18 protein-coding genes and 1 tRNA gene are annotated in these 14,936 nt (G+C 48.6%); 1 reads left to right on the plus strand and 18 read right to left on the minus strand.

Annotated features, from left to right (window positions below; all coding sequences use genetic code 11):
* Positions 1 to 135: 135 nt before the first annotated feature.
* The 10 genes from MUCPA_RS00335 to MUCPA_RS00380 all read right to left on the minus strand — a co-directional run bounded on the left by MUCPA_RS00335 (position 136) and on the right by MUCPA_RS00380 (position 6,169).
* A tRNA-Ala gene (locus MUCPA_RS00335) sits at positions 136 to 208 on the minus strand.
* Positions 209 to 299: 91 nt separating this feature from the next.
* Positions 300 to 806, minus strand: coding sequence for a lecithin retinol acyltransferase family protein (locus tag MUCPA_RS00340; protein WP_008503797.1), 507 nt, complete (start codon positions 804 to 806; stop codon positions 300 to 302).
* Between the two features lie 74 nt (positions 807 to 880).
* On the minus strand, positions 881 to 1,147 hold the full coding sequence (locus MUCPA_RS00345; RefSeq protein ID WP_008503798.1) for a hypothetical protein: 267 nt from the start codon (positions 1,145 to 1,147) through the stop codon (positions 881 to 883).
* Between the two features lie 155 nt (positions 1,148 to 1,302).
* On the minus strand, positions 1,303 to 1,560 hold the full coding sequence (locus tag MUCPA_RS00350; protein ID WP_008503799.1) for a hypothetical protein: 258 nt from the start codon (positions 1,558 to 1,560) through the stop codon (positions 1,303 to 1,305).
* Positions 1,561 to 1,564: 4 nt separating this feature from the next.
* On the minus strand, positions 1,565 to 1,783 hold the full coding sequence (locus MUCPA_RS00355; RefSeq protein WP_008503800.1) for a hypothetical protein: 219 nt from the start codon (positions 1,781 to 1,783) through the stop codon (positions 1,565 to 1,567).
* 61 nt (positions 1,784 to 1,844) lie between these two features.
* The gene (locus MUCPA_RS00360; RefSeq protein WP_008503801.1) at positions 1,845 to 3,707 is read right to left on the minus strand and encodes a ParB/RepB/Spo0J family partition protein; all 1,863 of its coding nucleotides are present in this window, start codon (positions 3,705 to 3,707) and stop codon (positions 1,845 to 1,847) included.
* 43 nt (positions 3,708 to 3,750) lie between these two features.
* On the minus strand, positions 3,751 to 4,125 hold the full coding sequence (locus tag MUCPA_RS00365; protein ID WP_008503802.1) for a hypothetical protein: 375 nt from the start codon (positions 4,123 to 4,125) through the stop codon (positions 3,751 to 3,753).
* A 58-nt stretch (positions 4,126 to 4,183) separates the two neighbouring features.
* Positions 4,184 to 5,251 carry a DUF932 domain-containing protein gene (locus MUCPA_RS00370; protein ID WP_008503803.1) on the minus strand — a complete coding sequence of 356 codons (1,068 nt, stop codon included), beginning with the start codon at positions 5,249 to 5,251 and terminating at the stop codon, positions 4,184 to 4,186.
* A 42-nt stretch (positions 5,252 to 5,293) separates the two neighbouring features.
* Positions 5,294 to 5,686, minus strand: a complete 393-nt coding sequence (locus tag MUCPA_RS00375; RefSeq protein ID WP_008503804.1) for a single-stranded DNA-binding protein — start codon at positions 5,684 to 5,686, stop codon at positions 5,294 to 5,296.
* 186 nt (positions 5,687 to 5,872) lie between these two features.
* Positions 5,873 to 6,169: a hypothetical protein gene (locus tag MUCPA_RS00380; RefSeq protein WP_157543777.1), complete on the minus strand. Its 297-nt coding sequence runs from the start codon at positions 6,167 to 6,169 to the stop codon at positions 5,873 to 5,875.
* Positions 6,170 to 6,482: 313 nt separating this feature from the next.
* Between MUCPA_RS00380 and MUCPA_RS38065 the strand changes: the two genes are divergently transcribed.
* Positions 6,483 to 6,893 carry a hypothetical protein gene (locus tag MUCPA_RS38065; RefSeq protein WP_169316140.1) on the plus strand — a complete coding sequence of 137 codons (411 nt, stop codon included), beginning with the start codon at positions 6,483 to 6,485 and terminating at the stop codon, positions 6,891 to 6,893.
* 175 nt (positions 6,894 to 7,068) lie between these two features.
* Here MUCPA_RS38065 and MUCPA_RS35500 read toward each other — a convergent pair whose 3' ends face one another.
* From MUCPA_RS35500 to MUCPA_RS00425, 8 genes are all read right to left on the minus strand, one after another.
* Positions 7,069 to 8,793 (minus strand): hypothetical protein, encoded by a 1,725-nt coding sequence (locus tag MUCPA_RS35500; protein ID WP_008503808.1) that lies wholly within the window; start codon positions 8,791 to 8,793, stop codon positions 7,069 to 7,071.
* Positions 8,794 to 8,821: 28 nt separating this feature from the next.
* Positions 8,822 to 9,667, minus strand: coding sequence for a conjugative transposon protein TraN (gene traN / locus MUCPA_RS00395; RefSeq protein WP_008503809.1), 846 nt, complete (start codon positions 9,665 to 9,667; stop codon positions 8,822 to 8,824).
* A gap of 31 nt (positions 9,668 to 9,698) precedes the next feature.
* Positions 9,699 to 10,967, minus strand: a complete 1,269-nt coding sequence (gene traM, locus MUCPA_RS00400) for a conjugative transposon protein TraM (protein ID WP_008503810.1) — start codon at positions 10,965 to 10,967, stop codon at positions 9,699 to 9,701.
* Positions 10,968 to 11,102: 135 nt separating this feature from the next.
* Positions 11,103 to 11,720 carry a conjugative transposon protein TraK gene (traK, locus tag MUCPA_RS00405; RefSeq protein ID WP_008503811.1) on the minus strand — a complete coding sequence of 206 codons (618 nt, stop codon included), beginning with the start codon at positions 11,718 to 11,720 and terminating at the stop codon, positions 11,103 to 11,105.
* A gap of 31 nt (positions 11,721 to 11,751) precedes the next feature.
* On the minus strand, positions 11,752 to 12,924 hold the full coding sequence (gene traJ / locus MUCPA_RS00410) for a conjugative transposon protein TraJ (protein ID WP_008503812.1): 1,173 nt from the start codon (positions 12,922 to 12,924) through the stop codon (positions 11,752 to 11,754).
* 13 nt (positions 12,925 to 12,937) lie between these two features.
* A complete protein-coding gene (locus MUCPA_RS00415) occupies positions 12,938 to 13,585 on the minus strand; it encodes a hypothetical protein (RefSeq protein WP_008503813.1) in 648 nt (215 codons plus the stop codon).
* Positions 13,586 to 13,591: 6 nt separating this feature from the next.
* Positions 13,592 to 14,236 (minus strand): hypothetical protein, encoded by a 645-nt coding sequence (locus MUCPA_RS35505; RefSeq protein ID WP_008503814.1) that lies wholly within the window; start codon positions 14,234 to 14,236, stop codon positions 13,592 to 13,594.
* Between the two features lie 4 nt (positions 14,237 to 14,240).
* The gene (locus MUCPA_RS00425; RefSeq protein WP_008503815.1) at positions 14,241 to 14,921 is read right to left on the minus strand and encodes a hypothetical protein; all 681 of its coding nucleotides are present in this window, start codon (positions 14,919 to 14,921) and stop codon (positions 14,241 to 14,243) included.
* Positions 14,922 to 14,936 lie beyond the last annotated feature (15 nt).

The following is a 14,936-nucleotide window of genomic DNA, read 5'->3' on the forward strand; positions in this document are numbered from 1 at the left end:
CTGTAGCCGAAATCTAAAATCCACGAAATTCGGATTAGGCGCTAACGATGATGACGAATATTAAGTACGTAATATAAGCAAACCTGAATTACATAAAAAAGTTGCCAACAAAGTTGACAACTTTTCTAAAGTTTGTGGAGAATAGCGGGATCGAACCGCTCACCTCTTCCATGCCATGGAAGCGCTCTACCAAATGAGCTAATTCCCCGTTTTGTGGAGTGCAAATATAGGATTTCAACAGAATAAATCAAATCATCTTTTAGAAAAAAGAAAATACATCTGGAGTTTTGTCACCAAAGTTAATCGTTTCCAAAAAACAATCTCCCAAGCAGGATTATTCCCCCTGCTACCAAAACACCGTTTACAAAGTCAACTTGTTTGCTATATGAATATCCAGTTTGCACCACATTTGCAAAATTCTCGCAATTGAATTTAGCAAGATCGTAGTTTTGACCAATTAATGAGACCGCTTTTTTTATGGCTTCATTTCTTTGATGGTCGTCCCCATTAAAAAGGCGAATCCTTTTAACGATTGAGTTTTCAAGGTTAAGTTCGGTTTCGGTAACCCATCTTACTCCTACATGTTGGTTATTTTCCAAATAAAAATGAGTACCATTCGCGTCTATTCCCATATAAACCAGATAGTGAGCAATTAATTGCAACTCACTCTTAGGGACAATAACAACATCAGCGGGTCTTAACCCATTAGTAACGGCAAAGGACATAAAAACACGTTTAAATTTGACCAAGGTATAATTACCTATACTAAAGATAAAACAATCAATGGTAGGCTTATAATAAAGCATACAAATTCAGACATTTAAAGACTTTTGAGGTTTGATTATTCGGGGTGATTAGCTAATAATATACCTACCATATATCACCAGTGGGTGATTTTCACAATATCATCTTTGTCAAAGATGGCCGCCAACAGGATGATCAACCCGATAATAATGAGAAAGGTGGAAAGGAAGGCCGCACAGTTTTCGAGCAAGGTGGAAAAAACGGAGCTTTCGTAGGATTTAAACACTTCCAGCCCGGCCATATTACGCCGGTTGAATTTGCGTTTGCCGCGCCAGTAGCTCAAATAAAGGGACAGTAATACACATACGATCCCTACGATATAGAAGATGGTCAGTACTAACATAACTTATCCTTTTCGTAAATTAATCAGAAAATAAAAACGGTTAACGGGTCATTGACATTTGACAAATGTGGCATAGAAGCAACAAAAATCATCAACCGTGTTTTCTTTGCTTCTTTCTTTTGGTACGGAAAAAGAAAGAAGCCCCCGGCTCGGAGTTACTGTTGTTGGAGAAACGATTGCAGGTTCCTTAGTTCCTGTTGGTTCTCATTCCCTGATGGCTCCCAATCGCTGGCTATATGGTGCAGGATTGCAGCGTAAACAATCATGCAAAGGCGGTAACTACCCGGCGGCTCACGGGATATGTTAACCGCACCACTGCCAATAGCCTTAATAAATAGCCTTTCTATTTCTATTGCCGGGTCGTTCATGATTAAGAACGATTTGAACTGCGCAATAAATTCTATCCTTTCCATAGTGTCATGATTTTACTTTTTTGATAATTATACCCCTGCCGGGTATGCGGACTGTAGTATATCCATTGGTTTCCATGATGCCTTTTATCAGCCGCTCCGCTTCCCGTGCGGCAAAAGCGTCTTCGGCGGTCATTTCCAGATCAGACAGTCCGTCCAAATATTTCAGGCAGCGTGCAATGGTTTTAACTGCCGCCTTTTCGGTTTTATTGGCTAAAATGCTCATGTGGAAATTTGTTAAGTGTAAAGGATGCACCGCTTTGAGGGCGGCACATCCTATTATTGTGTTATTCTGCCAAGGCGGTCAACCTGCTGATTTTCTTTTGCAGTTCCATTACCCTTGCATCCAGTTTCTCTTTGCGGTCGTCCGCTTTCGCCTGTTGCTGTTGTTCGATACCGTTAATATCTATCCCTGCGCTTTCGGCCACCCTACGGGTCATTTCCCCGGTAGGCGTATTGGGCAGCTTGCTATCTGATTTGCCAACCAATGCAGCCCGTATCAGGTAGCTGTATTGCTGTTCGGTCAGGTTTTGCAATTGTTCGTAAAGCGTTAACCGCTCCCCGTTTTCATTTACTGTCCCTTCTGCAAAAAGAACATTGTCCACGTTGCGTTTCATAGACCAGTCCAAAGACTGGTACACCAATAGCCTTGCTGCAACCCTGTCGGCATCCGTTAAATCCGTTACGTTCTGCGGGTCGCTGATGGCCTCGGTAAAGGCGGTATGGATGGTCAACTGGTTTTTCTCCCGATCGAGTTCCCTTGCCCTCTTTTCCCGTTCGTTCAGGCGGGTAATTTCCGCTTCCAACAGTTCCGGCGTGGCCTCGCCTGACTTAATGGCCTCCTGTACTTCTTTGGCGGTAACGGTCTGCCTGTTATCCTCTTCGTGGGTGCGTTCGGAGAACAGCACCAGTTCGGCAGCATCGGTTAAAATCAACAGCCCTTTCTTTAAATCCCCGTCCTGCACATGCCTGTGGTATTCTTCGAGTTCCGCCCTGTATTCCAATAGGGCATCCTGATAGCCGTCTTCATCAAACTGGATGGCCGTTTCGTCCTCCTGCTCTTCTTCGTCATCATCAAAGGGGATATGGTAATCCTTTTTGTCCGGCTCCACCGGGGCTTTAAAAAGCGCCACCTCGTTACGCCCGAACCGGGGCAGTTCCTTAATCCCTTCCAACCCGTTCAGCAATTGTTTCAACGGTTCGGGAACGCCCCAGTCGAACAGCAGGGCATCGGGCTGCTCCCCATCCAATGCGTCCGTAATCAACCCTACAAAATGCCTGTTGCATTTGGCCTGATAACAACCGGGTTTGGTACAGGTGGCCTGTTCTGCCAGTTCCGGGAACAGGCTTTTCAACGTTGCTGAGTTGAAGGGGCAGTTGGTACAGGCACCCATTCCGGGGACTAATTTTTTATCCGTGGTATCGAACGGTGCATTCTTTAAATCATACTTAAACCGGGAGAGGGCATAACGCAGGTTGGTAACCCTGAAACCCGTTTGCTCCTTCCAGTCCGAACAGTACTGTACAAAAAAGTCCTCCTGTGCTTCCGTTGCCAATGCGGCAATGTCAAAAGCTTCCTGTATGGTCAGCGCATCGGCAAAAAACATCTCCTGTATGGGTTCTATCAGGTTTAACAGCCGTGTACGGCTGTACACAAAGGTTCTGGACTTGCCTAAACGGGCGGCAATTTCATCAATGGTCTTGTGTACCTGTAGCATCAGCCCGATGGCCTGTGCCTCGTTCATCGGGTGCGGGTTTTCCCGTTGCAGGTTCTCGGCCAGTTGTATTTCGGTAACCTCGGCATCGGTCAGCACCTTGATGACGGCGGGTACTTCGGTCAGCCCGGCAAGCTGCGCCGCCCTTAACCTGCGCTCACCCGCTACCAGTTCATGCCTTCCTTCCGGCAGTTCCCGGAGGGTCAAAGGGCTGATAATGCCGTGAACGGCTATTTCGGTTGCAAAATCCGCCAAGGCCGCTTCTGAATAGAATTTGCGGTAATTAAGGGGGCTAAAGTCGATTTCGCTGACCGCCACGTTTTTTAAAACGCCTTCTGTTGCAATTGGACTGATTGCGGCTGCATTGGTTTTGTACGGTTTCCCGTTCTTATGATGCGCTGTTTTTTTTGTTTTCTTAACTATGGTCGTTGTCATGATTTTTAATTTTTAAAGTGAATAATTAATTAGTTAGTTGCCGTTACCGGAAAAGCAGGTCAACGGCAAGGGTAAATTTGCGGTTGGGGTGCTGCTTCACGGTAGTGTAAATGGTCAGGCAATGGATGGCATACACGGCCAAATAGCCATTAAATAACTGGTCAGCAAATAACCCGCTGCTTTTATCCAACTTGATACCATACCGTATGATTTTCGTTTCGGCCTCCGTTACAAGCCCTAACCAAAAATCAAAACTGAACAGGCCATCCTCCCACCGTTCCCGCTGTGTGGCTTCTTCTTCTTTGATGGTGCGGCACATGGCTGCGGTAAATTCAATAAAACCGGGTATTTCGGCAGGGAACAGGTCGTGCAATAGTTTGGCCTTTTCCACATTGTTTAAACTTCCTATCGTTTTCATATTGCTGATTTTAGAATTAAAAAGAGCGGGACGGACGTTAGCCGTCCCGCCCTGATGGTTAATTAAATTGCAGGCTGTCCGCCCCGTTTTTGGCAAAGGCAGTGCAGAGGTCAAAGGCGGTCTGCGCCCTTCTCTGCGCTGTCCCGCCATCTAAAAGGCTGTTCATTTTTGCGGTGTCGTCTTTGTAGGTGCGCACATTCTGAAAGTAGCCCGTTACGGCATTGAAGCAGCCGAACACGGTGCCTTTGGTGGTCACCATTTGCTGCGTTTCGCTGGTCATCGCATATTCAAAAGCATCATTGCAGATGTTCTTAAAGGCGGTCGAAGTCTCGTCAAACTGCCCGGCAGTAAGTTTGCTTAGTACTTCCTTATTCGGACACATGGCCAACTGTATTAACTGCAATACCTGTTTGTCGGTAATGCGGACTTTTGCCCATTGGTTATAGATTTCTTCGAGCATCGGCGTTAATTTGTTCACCATGCCCATCACCTTATGGGCTTCTTTCAGCCGTTCGTTGGCGCTTTGGGTGTGCCTGATTTTCACCACGTTGGAGCAATTGCCCAAGGCGACATTGAGCGTGTTGTTGCAGACTATCCGCGTTGGGGTCAGGGCTGCGGTAATGCTCCCGGTGCCGTCATGGGAGGTGGTCAGGAAGACATATTTTTCTATCAGGTCATCGTTGCCCACCCGGATGTAATCGGGCATTTTTGCGGTGATAAAAATGCGTTCACCGTTTTTGCCCAAAGCCCCGGCGGTTTCGTACATAATCCCTTCGCCGCCGCCTACGATGGCATCAAAAAAACTGAATGCGTCCGCATTCTGTACGATATGGTATTCTTTGCCGACTACGCCTAACACCGCATCGGTATCTTTGCGGACGGTGGCAAAGAAATTGGGGACTTCCATTTCGGTAAAAAGAGTGTCCCCGTCCGTATTGGTTTCCCCACTGTCGGGCGTGTAGAGCTTGCGTTTTTCCACTACGTAATCCAGCCCGGCGAACTTCATTGCTTCCTCACTGGTGGGGTAATCGGTAACGATCTGGCCGAGGCCATGCCATGCAGTCTGCTGTACGCTGAAAAAACTGTATTTCCCGGTTTGCTCGTTTAAAAAAATATTATGTGCCATGATATTTTAATTTAAAATGGTTACTAAATGAATGTGGATAGATTAGAATGGCAGGTCGTCCTTTTCGTCCGTTGCCTTTTCCGAAGCAGTTGCGGCTGCATTGGTTTCGCTTTCCTTTTTAGCCGCATAGGCCAAAACATTAATGTAGTTGGCAAGGAAGTCGAGCGAAGCCCCATTATCCCCGGTATTGGTGGTATAACCCCGTGCGCTCAATCGACCGTCCAACCGGACTACCGCCCCTTTGCGCAGTACTTTCGCCACGTTGGTGTTAAACCAGTAGGAGCAGTTAAAAAAGGTGGCGATTTGCTTTGTTTCGTCGCTGCCTTTCGGTTTGTAACTGTCGTTGTCCACGATGCTGAACCGTACGACCTCTTTGCCACTCTCCAACGTTTTTACGGTGGCATCCGCTGTTAATTTTCCTGTGATCTGTTGCATAACTCATGCTTTTAAAAAGTGAATAAATGATTCTGTTAACTTTTCCTTTTTTAAGCCGCCTGCCCCGAAAAGCATTTTTTCAAAAGAAAAACGGAAAAAAAGAAAGCAGGTAAGTCAGGGGGCAAATAGCGTGAGGCCAAAAGGAAACGGAATAATTGGAGGGGACCCTTCAGGGGAGGCGGCCGTTTATGCCGTAGTCTTTTGGCATAGCGAAGCGGCAGCTATTGGCCACCATACCTTAGCTGCCTTTTTATCCGTTTCGATTGAAAAAAGATCGGACAGGTGTCTTTTAATTTCGTTGATATTTAAGTCAGTTACCGGAAGCAGCAGCAGGAAAATCCCGCGACAGCGGGCAACAGAACTGTATTTGGTTTCGCGTATGATGAGCAACAAGCCATGACTGCATGACCGCAGTGCAGCGAAGGGAAGTAAGGAGTGGCGGGGCGAAGAATAGCGAAATGGAATACGCCTATGGAAAGGCATATTCCTTTCGCAATATGCGATAGCATAGCGGAAGGTATAAGGCCGATATAGTGGATTAAAGGAACTATAAGATCTTCCTTTGTAGAAAAAAGCTACAGCAAACCGTTAGGGATGTGAGCGGATAGCCCGGAATGCAATGAGGACTTGCAGCGGGCAGCCCGGCCCGCAGGGAACGGCCAGATATTAAATCGAAATAAGTTGCCGGTGAAATAATAAATATGCATATTTAGCCACTTTGTTAGCAGCTTTGTACAATCATCGTCGGTTACGGTGTCGTTGTATTATGAAGCGAGGAACCGGTTGCGTTGCCACTATGAAAATTCACCAATCGCTGCCATACCCACTTTTGCCGACGGTTTTCGTTTTAGTCCTTATATTATTTTTCCCCTCGATAAGTAGTGCCCGGTTTGTATTGGATCAATCCAGTACAACTGGTGCATATACTGCCCTGCAAAGGATTGCGTTAGGGCTGGGCTTGTCAATAAACGGTGGTTTTGTGGTAACAATTAAACCGGGCTACGCACTATTGGCCCCTTTACTAAGAAATTGCCCCGGTTGCGTAGTTGTTGATATGGAAAAGGGCACAGCGATCACCAGCCAGGCAAATGCGAATCTCCCGGTCATCAATGGCATGGCAATAGCCCAATACCTTAATAAATTGACGCATCCTATTCAAATGATGCAGGTAAAAAGTAGCGGGTCAAGGGTGTTATACCTGGTTTAGGATACGTACATTTGGAGCGCAGCAACCGGTAAACTTAGCAAACTGGAGAAATATAACTTATTAGAACGGTTATTATTAAACTGTGAATGCCCTTGCTTCGCCTATTCGAAATACAAGAAAAACTAAATGCAGGCGGCCGCGCGGCCACCTGCATATCAGTAAACCCAATAAAAGATCAGATTTTTTGACCCCGTTTTTTCTTTTGTTCGGGGGCCTGTTCTTCCGTATTATTCAGTTGTTGCTTTTTTTTTGTTTCATCGATTTTCAGGTCGTCCTTAACTAAGCGGTTCTTATTGGCATCATAGGCGTTGATCGCCCGGTCCTGAGGGTTGGCTTTCAGGAAGATCTTCTCAGCGACATCTTTGTTGTTCAGCGTTACTTCCACGAGATTCCCTTTCTTTAAGGATTTAACGATGCGTTCGGTGGTCTGGTAATCATCCAGTTCTTTGAGGGGCATTTCTTTGAGGCTCCTTTCGACATCAAAGCCATAGCGTTCGGGGTATTTATTCAGCTCGAAATTGTTGTGCTTGTCTTTTTTGTCAAAGTTTACCTGTAACCAGGTGTTGTAGGTTTCATCGGTACGTTTGTACTGTGCCTGCTCGCCTTCACCGATCTTCTCATAAACATGGTAGGTCTTATGTACCGCGCGGCCATCCAGGAGGTTGTAGGCTTCCTTGGCGGTGATGTTCTGGTTCTGATAAAAGGTTTGTGTAACCCCCTGTTCATTTTCGCCCGGTTTTTTCAGGGTCGCTTCCATTCTGTTGAAGAAGTACATTTCGTTTTTATCCCCCTGCTTGAAATGCAGGGCATATTCCATCATGTCCTGCCCGATTTTGGCGGAGTGTGTTAACTGGAACTCGGGCTTTTTTTCCCCGATGTTCTTTTCAAGTTCGGCATTCAGCAAGGTGTCAAAACCGGTGTATTTGAGGTTTTCTTGCAGGTACTTTAAATTTTCTGTGTTCATTTTTATCGAATTTTTAATGGTTATGGAATCGTAATACATAAAATAGGATGGATAGACCGAAGCGAGGTTTTCCTCCGGCCGGGTTTCCATCAGGCTGCCATCATAGGTTTTCAGCCGGTTATCGGATGGATTGTAAATGGCAAATAGCTGTTGTGTTATCGATACTGGGTCATGCAGGGAATGAACAGGGTGCCATACGTATTCAGAAGTTCTGCTTTCTGTATTGTATTGACGGATCGCGGTCATGAAGGTCAGCCCGCAGCCGGGTTCCGGGTAGCCTTCCACATCCAACCTGAGCGGTTTATCCCGGAATTGGCCGACCAACAGGTAATCGTATTTTTCCCGCATGGACTCCGACAGGTTTACGCCGCCCTCCATGTACAGGCGGGCCTGTTCAAAATCTGTAAAAGATTCCAGTACGCGGTGCCTGTGCCCTATTTCGTACACCTGCCCACCCGTGTGTTCATGTTGCACCACATGGTATTGAACTACTTCATCGGCCGGGATGACTGCCTTTTTCCAGGTGACCGGGAACAGCTCTCCGTGCTGGAATACGGCTTCCATCCGGTCATACTGGCCGCCCGGCAACAGGTACAGGGATTGTTGCTGCAACAGGTGGGATACCTCGCTCATGGAAACTTCCGGCAACTTGCCGCTCTGCCCTGTTATGGCGTAACGCAGGGAATCAATGGCCATGTAATGGTAATAGGCTGGCTGGCCGATGTAGCCGGGCAGGTGTTCGGAAAGCTGCGCAGCTTCATAATTATGGCCGCTGCAAAAGTATTCCGCGTCCGCTGCGGAGTGGAAAGCGTGCATTTGCTCCGGCAGCAACGTTGCATCGTGCAGGTCGTTAAAGGCCACCCAGTTCTTCCCCTCTTCTTTGGCACGGTCCAAAAAATCAAGCAGTTGTGCCGTATGTTCCATTTCAACGTTCATGACAATTATTTTAATGGCCAATCATTAATTATTGTATCGTCCTGGCTTCGAGGATCTCTTTGCCGCTCACCGGTACGGACAGGTGCCGGTCGCCGTTCTGCTCATAGAGTTCCACCGCCAGGTTTTTATGGTCTGCGATGGTGAACTGTTTAAAGGCAAATACCAGTGTGCGGGTGCTGCCGCCCGGAATGATACCTGTACTGTCCGCATTGGACCAGATGGGGCGCACCTCCTGTTCCTGTATAGCCATCCTTTTCAACCGTTTGTCATCGCGGATATAGAACCGGCTGAAATCAACGGGATAATCCATGTGGGATTTGTTCTTTATGACCAGCTGGTAGAAAAGCACGTTTTTGCACACATAAATCCCTTTCAGGCTCATTTTCATTTTTGCCGTTTTATCATGATTATGCAGGAACCCTTTTTGAGCGGCCACTTTTACCGCGATGTTCCTGATGTCAGCTTCATTGAGCTGTACCTCCTTAAAACGAACCGCCGCTTGCTCCTGTGATTGCTGCTGGCGCAGGTCAAGCGCCTGGTAGGCCGGGTTGCTGTCCACCTGTACGGTAAAGCTGTACAGCTTGCCGTCGCCGGTGACCACGCTCAGGTTGCTTTCGGGAAGGCCCTGGCGTTCGGCCTTGACCTTCAGGATATTTTCGGCTTCTTTTACCTTTTCTGCAAGGATGCCCCTGCTGCCCCGGTCAACGCTTTTGATGGCCGAAGGGAATAATAGAACCGTTGTCTTCTGGTCGGTAACCTCCAGGCGGTACGGTACGATAACGGCAGACGAGTCGAAGTTTTTAAGCTGCTGGGCCATGCCGTGCAGGCAGGGCAGCAAGGCATAGATCAATATGCCGGTGATGAATTTTTCCATTGTGTTAAAATTGAATTGGATGAATAAATGGTTATTGGCTGAGTTGATTGCTGTTGACCAGTAAAATGCCATAGCCCGCTTTGACGGTTACCTTGACCAGCTTCGCCTTTTTGCTGAACAATCCCTTGGCGGCCTGTATCCCGGCGCTGGCCGCCTGTGCGCCGACCGATGGGGACATGGAATAAATGTCCAGCCCCTGAATGGCCTGGTCTGCCCCCTGTTTGGCCGCGTCGCGGGTGATCGCACCTGGGATATATAATCCTGCCAGTCCGTCCTGGTCGAAAACAGACAGCGATACCGGGTAAACGGACGCCTGGTATCGGATGGTTTTTACTTCAACGGTTAACCGCTCTCCTTCAAGGCTGCATGTGCCAAAGACAAAATTGTCTTTAGGGATGAGCCTGCCGCCAACGTAGAGGTCTTCGAGCAGGCGCATCTTAACGGTCGCTCCTGTCGTGAGGGTCTGCGTTTCGTGGATGACGACAGGAACGGCATTGTCCTGACTGTTCGTGTTATTGTCCTGCAAACCGAAAAATCCATTGCTTTGCAACAACCGGTTAGCCGGGGTGGTATCCGTACCGGGCATCAGCGAGCCTCCCTCGCCAGCCTCAGCCGGGCTTACCGCGAACACCAGCCCCTTGTTTTTTTCGGACTGCTCTCTGAGCCGCTGGCGGGCGAGGCCGGGATTCTGGATCTCCTGGATCTGGCTGAGCATCTCGCTCAACTGTTTTAATTCCGGGTCTTCCCCCTTGCTGCTGTTCATCTGCTGTACCATTGCCTGTAACTGGCTTTGAGTGGCTGTTTCCGGTTGTGGCGCAGCGGTTACTGTTGCGGTCTCCGGCTGGCTGACCTGTCGCTGTAGCTGTGCCAATTTCCGGTTGATCTCCGCTTCATTTTGGCCCAATGTCCCCTTGCTGCTGCTTGTAATCAGTCCTGCGTGGTAATTACCTGCACCCAGGCTGTTGCCTACAGGCCGGTTGCTGCTTTTGTGTACCGTGTCCGCTACGGTGCTGTCCTTTATATAGCGTTTATAGTAAGGGTCGTCCTTGATGGCCTCCTTGATTTTTGCGGAATCCTTTTCCGCCTGCTGGTAAAAGGACAATTTATTTTCGGTGCTGTCGGATTTCAGTTGCGCACCGGGCAGGCGGCTGTTCAGTCCCGTAGCTACCTGGTTGCTGCCTGCTTTGGCATTAGCGCCGCCGCCGAGCGACCAGAAGAACAGCGTGGCGAATGGGATCACCAATACCGGCAGGACTAACAGGAATTTAAGCTGCCGTTTATTTTTTATGTCATTTTGCATAGTCATTGTTTTTAAATGGTTTGATAAAAAGTTTACTGCTTCCTGATCGTTACGGTGGCCCGGTAGCTTGTATGCTCGCTCCAAGGACGGCAAATAGGCCGACAGGCAGTTGCCTGTTTGATACAGCGGTTCCCATTACCGGTTCTCCGTTTTTAAATCCCGGTTTTCAAGGATGTTCCATTTTTCGATCAAAAAGCCGTGCGGGTTGTTATCGGAACGCTGCACGCTGCGCAGGTAACCTTCGGTGATCAGGCTGCGGGTTACGATGGATGTAGAACGGATGAGTTTTTCCTTACCGTAACAATGAAAGGCATAGGGGTACTGGCTGATATCCACCTGTACGCTGTCAATACTCACCTGCTGGCTGATATTGGCCGAAATGAGATCGGAATAATAGCCCTGTTCTTTGAGGTTGCTGTAAGCCCTTTCCGCTGAATTATCGGCGAGGTATAAAGCCCTGGTGATATTGGACTGAATGACCTTATCGTCCGGGTCGAGGGTAAAAAAATACTGGTGGAACATCCTGATATGGTCGCGGGCTTCCACCGGGATGTTAGCCGTCCGGTCTGCGCTGAACGCTTCCAGCGCTTTGCCGCTGGCCAGGATATAAATATGCTGCTGTGCGTTTCGCACAAACTCATAACTTTTGTAGACCGTGAAGCCGCAGATCGCGGTGCAGGCTACAATCAATACCAAACTGAATGTTTTGATATGTTTGAATGCGGTATCGATATTTTTTAGCTGCTGAAACATAGCTGTTCTGTTTTTTGGGTAAAAGGATGGGTTAAGATTTGCCGGATAGTTTGTCTGCCATGTAAGCGCCGCTTCGGCCCAGCGCCCTGCCTATGGCACCGGCGGCACCTGAACCGCCGTCCTGGCCGGAATAGCCTTCATTGAAGTGTTTACCGAAGTTGGCAATACCGCTTGCTGTACCGGCAGCGCCGGACGCGGCCCCGGTAGCGGCGGAGCCTGTAGCCATACCGGCCACCGAACTCACCTTGGAGAGCAGCGCATGGCCGCCGACATTCATGATATACCCTGCGATGGCCGGAACGGTGAAGTAGCCGACGATGCCGATCAGCATAAATATGAGGTACGCTGAATTGGTTTCGCTGACGATCTGGTTGTTTGCCCCACCTGCCTGCTGGATATGGGACATGTTTTCCTGCACCTTGCTGATGATGGCGCCGAAGATGTTGGCTACCGGCAGCCACATATACACGTTGACATAGCGGGCAAGCCATTGCTTGATGGTATGCTGAAAACCGTCGAACAGGCTTAGCCCAAAACAAAGGGGGCCGAGAATGGCCAGCACGATGAGCTTGAATGTCCGGATGGTATCAATGACCAGGGCAGCCGCTTCAAAACAGATGTTCAGGAACTCATATATTCCCCGTTTGATCCAGTTTTTGATGCCCCAGCCTGAGAACTGTTCTGCAATGGGGTTGCCATTGGGGGCGGCGGAACTGTTATCCGGGTGGGTGTACTGGTACCACTTGTCAGGATCTGAGTTTCCAGGCTGCATCCCCGGTTCAACCGTGTTCTGTTTATTGCCGTCCAGCATCACCTCGATCGCCCGGTTGGAATTGCCGACCATGGCGGCGGTGGCGGTAACTGTGGGTTTCAGCACCCCGTTGATTAGCGCCAGCACCGATGGAAAGACCAGGATGCAAAAGCCGATGGCGAACGGGCGCAGCAAGGGATAAAGGTCAATGGGTTCAGCTGCGGCGATATGCCGCCAGACACGCACGGCAATAAACCACATGGCTGCAAAACCGCCGATACCCCGGCCGATATCGATCATGTTTTTGCAGAGCGGCATCATCTGGTCATAGAGGTTGTCGAGCACGCCTTGCAGGCTGTGGATGCTTTCGGCTGTTCCCTGCGCATGGGATAAACAAGGCAAAAGCGTGGCTATGGCTGCTGTCAAAGCAACCTTTACGGTTCGTTTTTTCATATTTTTTAGTTGATTACTGTGGTATGCCGTATAGTTTCTGAATGGACTGGTTATCGCCCGCTGCCTTTGCCCTCGTTAGGGCAATGCTTTGCACCTGGTTATTGAACTTCCGTAAGAAGGTGAGCTGGTTGTGACCGTCCGCGTAGATGCGGTCGATGGCCTGCAAGCGTTCATCATGGCTCATGCGGAGCTGGTTATCCCCCATGACCAGGCTGAGCTCGTCGAGGTTTTGCAGGCTCTGACTGACGAGGTTGTTATAGATCATCCCCATGTAACTGAGTTCATCGGGATTGAAATGGGTGTTCTGCCGGAACGTGTTATAAGCAGACTTGTATTCGCTGATCAGGGACGCCTGGTCGCTGATAATATCTTTTACACGGGGGTATTTTCGTACGGCGGGGCTGACCACCATCAGGCCGTTTAAAAAGGCTTCGTGCAGACTGAAATTCCCTTTGGAAACATCCTTAACGGAATTAAATCCCTTATCGACCACCTCATATCCCTGGTACATCTGTTTTAAAATACTTTTTAACCCGGCCAATTTCTGGTAGTCTAAAGCCAGTTGCTGCAACAGGTCCGTGACTGACTGCGCTTTGATGGGAGCGGGCTGCGCCATAGTGAGCGTCATGACAGTAAGGAGTAGCAAGCATTTCTTTTTCATATCCGTTTAGTTTAAGTCATACAATTTTTTAAGTACCTGCCGGTCAATGTTATCGGTATTCCGGCTGACCGCCAGTTGGTAAGCCCTGTCGCAAAAGGCGCGGGCGAAGCTGTATTGCTGCTGCATGGCTGCATAAAGCCCGTCGATCTTTTTTAGCCGCTGCTCGTCGGTCATCTGTAGTTTGCCATCAGTTATCACGAGCGTTAATTCCTCCAGTTCCGTGTTGCAGTCTTCGAGCAAATGGCGGTAAACGGTTTGCATATAGGTAATTTCATCACCACCCAGGATGGCCTTGTCCTGCTGCCAGCTCAGGGCCTGGTCAAAGGTGGTTTCCAGTTGTGCGAGCAGGTCGGTAAACCCCTTGATCTTTTTATTGCCGCGTACCGATGGGGCGACCCGGCTTAAGGAATTAAAGTAGTTTCCGTGCATGGTAAAAGTGCCGTCCTTTAAATCGTGCATGGTGTTCAGCCCGTCCTGCATCGTGCTGTACCCGCTTTTCAGGTAGCGCAGGTACGTTTCATAGGCGGCAACCTGCTGGGCCATAATTTTTGCCTTCGTGGATTGTTGGCTGAAAATTCCACCCAGTATTTGTGCTGTTGCAAAACCTTGCCCTGCAACAGTGAACAGTAGGGAAATGAAGACCTTTTTCATACGCTTATTTGTTAGGCAGTCCGTAAAGCTGTTTTACCGCATCCATGTCTTTGCGCTGCCTGGCCCTGTCCAGTGTCAGTTGCATATTACCGGCATTGAACTGGCGCAGGTCATTGAGGTTGCGTTGTAAATGATTGCCTGCGGTATGGATGATCTGCAACCTTTGCGCATCGCTCATCTGCGTACTGAGGGAGTTAATAGCCAGCATCACTTCGTCGAGGTTACGTACGCTCTCCTGCAAGATGCCGTCATAGACGGTGCCCATGTAACTAAGCTCCGTAGGCGTAAAGTTGTTGTCCTGGCGGAAAAGGCTGTAAGCATTCTTATACTCGCTTACCAGTTGTGCCTGTTGCTGAATGATCCGTTTTACGGCGTTGTAACCGGAGATCACTTTTTTGACCTGTGCCAGTTCATCGTAATACCCTTTATATAAATTGCGCTCTTTGTCCAGCCAGCCCGAAACATCATTGAGGTTACCCAATGCCATTTTGTTTTCGAGTTCTTTTTCCGCGTTCTGTAACCAGATCGTTTGGTTTTGCAGTTGCTGCACCTTCAGGTCAATGGCGGTGATCACCTTTTTTATGGCCGAATTGATCAGCCCGACAATGGGGATTTGTGCATAAAGCTGCTGTTGAGGCGATAAGAGCGCCATAAATACACAGCATAAAATAAAAGTCCTTTTCATAGCAGTTACTTTAAT

The sequence above is a fragment of the Mucilaginibacter paludis DSM 18603 genome (genome assembly GCF_000166195.2).
Taxonomy (GTDB): Bacteria; Bacteroidota; Bacteroidia; order Sphingobacteriales; family Sphingobacteriaceae; genus Mucilaginibacter; species Mucilaginibacter paludis.

Excerpts from the sequence above, each read along its gene's own strand:
- MUCPA_RS00340 (WP_008503797.1), bottom strand. The coding sequence starts at position 806 with ATGCTTTATTATAAGCCTACCATTGATTGTTTTATCTTTAGTATAGGT.
- MUCPA_RS00345 (WP_008503798.1), bottom strand. The coding sequence starts at position 1,147 with ATGTTAGTACTGACCATCTTCTATATCGTAGGGATCGTATGTGTATTA.
- MUCPA_RS00350 (WP_008503799.1), bottom strand. The coding sequence starts at position 1,560 with ATGGAAAGGATAGAATTTATTGCGCAGTTCAAATCGTTCTTAATCATG.
- MUCPA_RS00355 (WP_008503800.1), bottom strand. The coding sequence starts at position 1,783 with ATGAGCATTTTAGCCAATAAAACCGAAAAGGCGGCAGTTAAAACCATT.
- MUCPA_RS00360 (WP_008503801.1), bottom strand. The coding sequence starts at position 3,707 with ATGACAACGACCATAGTTAAGAAAACAAAAAAAACAGCGCATCATAAG.
- MUCPA_RS00365 (WP_008503802.1), bottom strand. The coding sequence starts at position 4,125 with ATGAAAACGATAGGAAGTTTAAACAATGTGGAAAAGGCCAAACTATTG.
- MUCPA_RS00370 (WP_008503803.1), bottom strand. The coding sequence starts at position 5,251 with ATGGCACATAATATTTTTTTAAACGAGCAAACCGGGAAATACAGTTTT.
- MUCPA_RS00375 (WP_008503804.1), bottom strand. The coding sequence starts at position 5,686 with ATGCAACAGATCACAGGAAAATTAACAGCGGATGCCACCGTAAAAACG.
- MUCPA_RS00380 (WP_157543777.1), bottom strand. The coding sequence starts at position 6,169 with ATGCCTTTCCATAGGCGTATTCCATTTCGCTATTCTTCGCCCCGCCAC.
- MUCPA_RS38065 (WP_169316140.1), top strand. The coding sequence starts at position 6,483 with ATGAAAATTCACCAATCGCTGCCATACCCACTTTTGCCGACGGTTTTC.
- MUCPA_RS35500 (WP_008503808.1), bottom strand. The coding sequence starts at position 8,793 with ATGAACGTTGAAATGGAACATACGGCACAACTGCTTGATTTTTTGGAC.
- traN (WP_008503809.1), bottom strand. The coding sequence starts at position 9,667 with ATGGAAAAATTCATCACCGGCATATTGATCTATGCCTTGCTGCCCTGC.
- traM (WP_008503810.1), bottom strand. The coding sequence starts at position 10,967 with ATGCAAAATGACATAAAAAATAAACGGCAGCTTAAATTCCTGTTAGTC.
- traK (WP_008503811.1), bottom strand. The coding sequence starts at position 11,720 with ATGTTTCAGCAGCTAAAAAATATCGATACCGCATTCAAACATATCAAA.
- traJ (WP_008503812.1), bottom strand. The coding sequence starts at position 12,924 with ATGAAAAAACGAACCGTAAAGGTTGCTTTGACAGCAGCCATAGCCACG.
- MUCPA_RS00415 (WP_008503813.1), bottom strand. The coding sequence starts at position 13,585 with ATGAAAAAGAAATGCTTGCTACTCCTTACTGTCATGACGCTCACTATG.
- MUCPA_RS35505 (WP_008503814.1), bottom strand. The coding sequence starts at position 14,236 with ATGAAAAAGGTCTTCATTTCCCTACTGTTCACTGTTGCAGGGCAAGGT.
- MUCPA_RS00425 (WP_008503815.1), bottom strand. The coding sequence starts at position 14,921 with ATGAAAAGGACTTTTATTTTATGCTGTGTATTTATGGCGCTCTTATCG.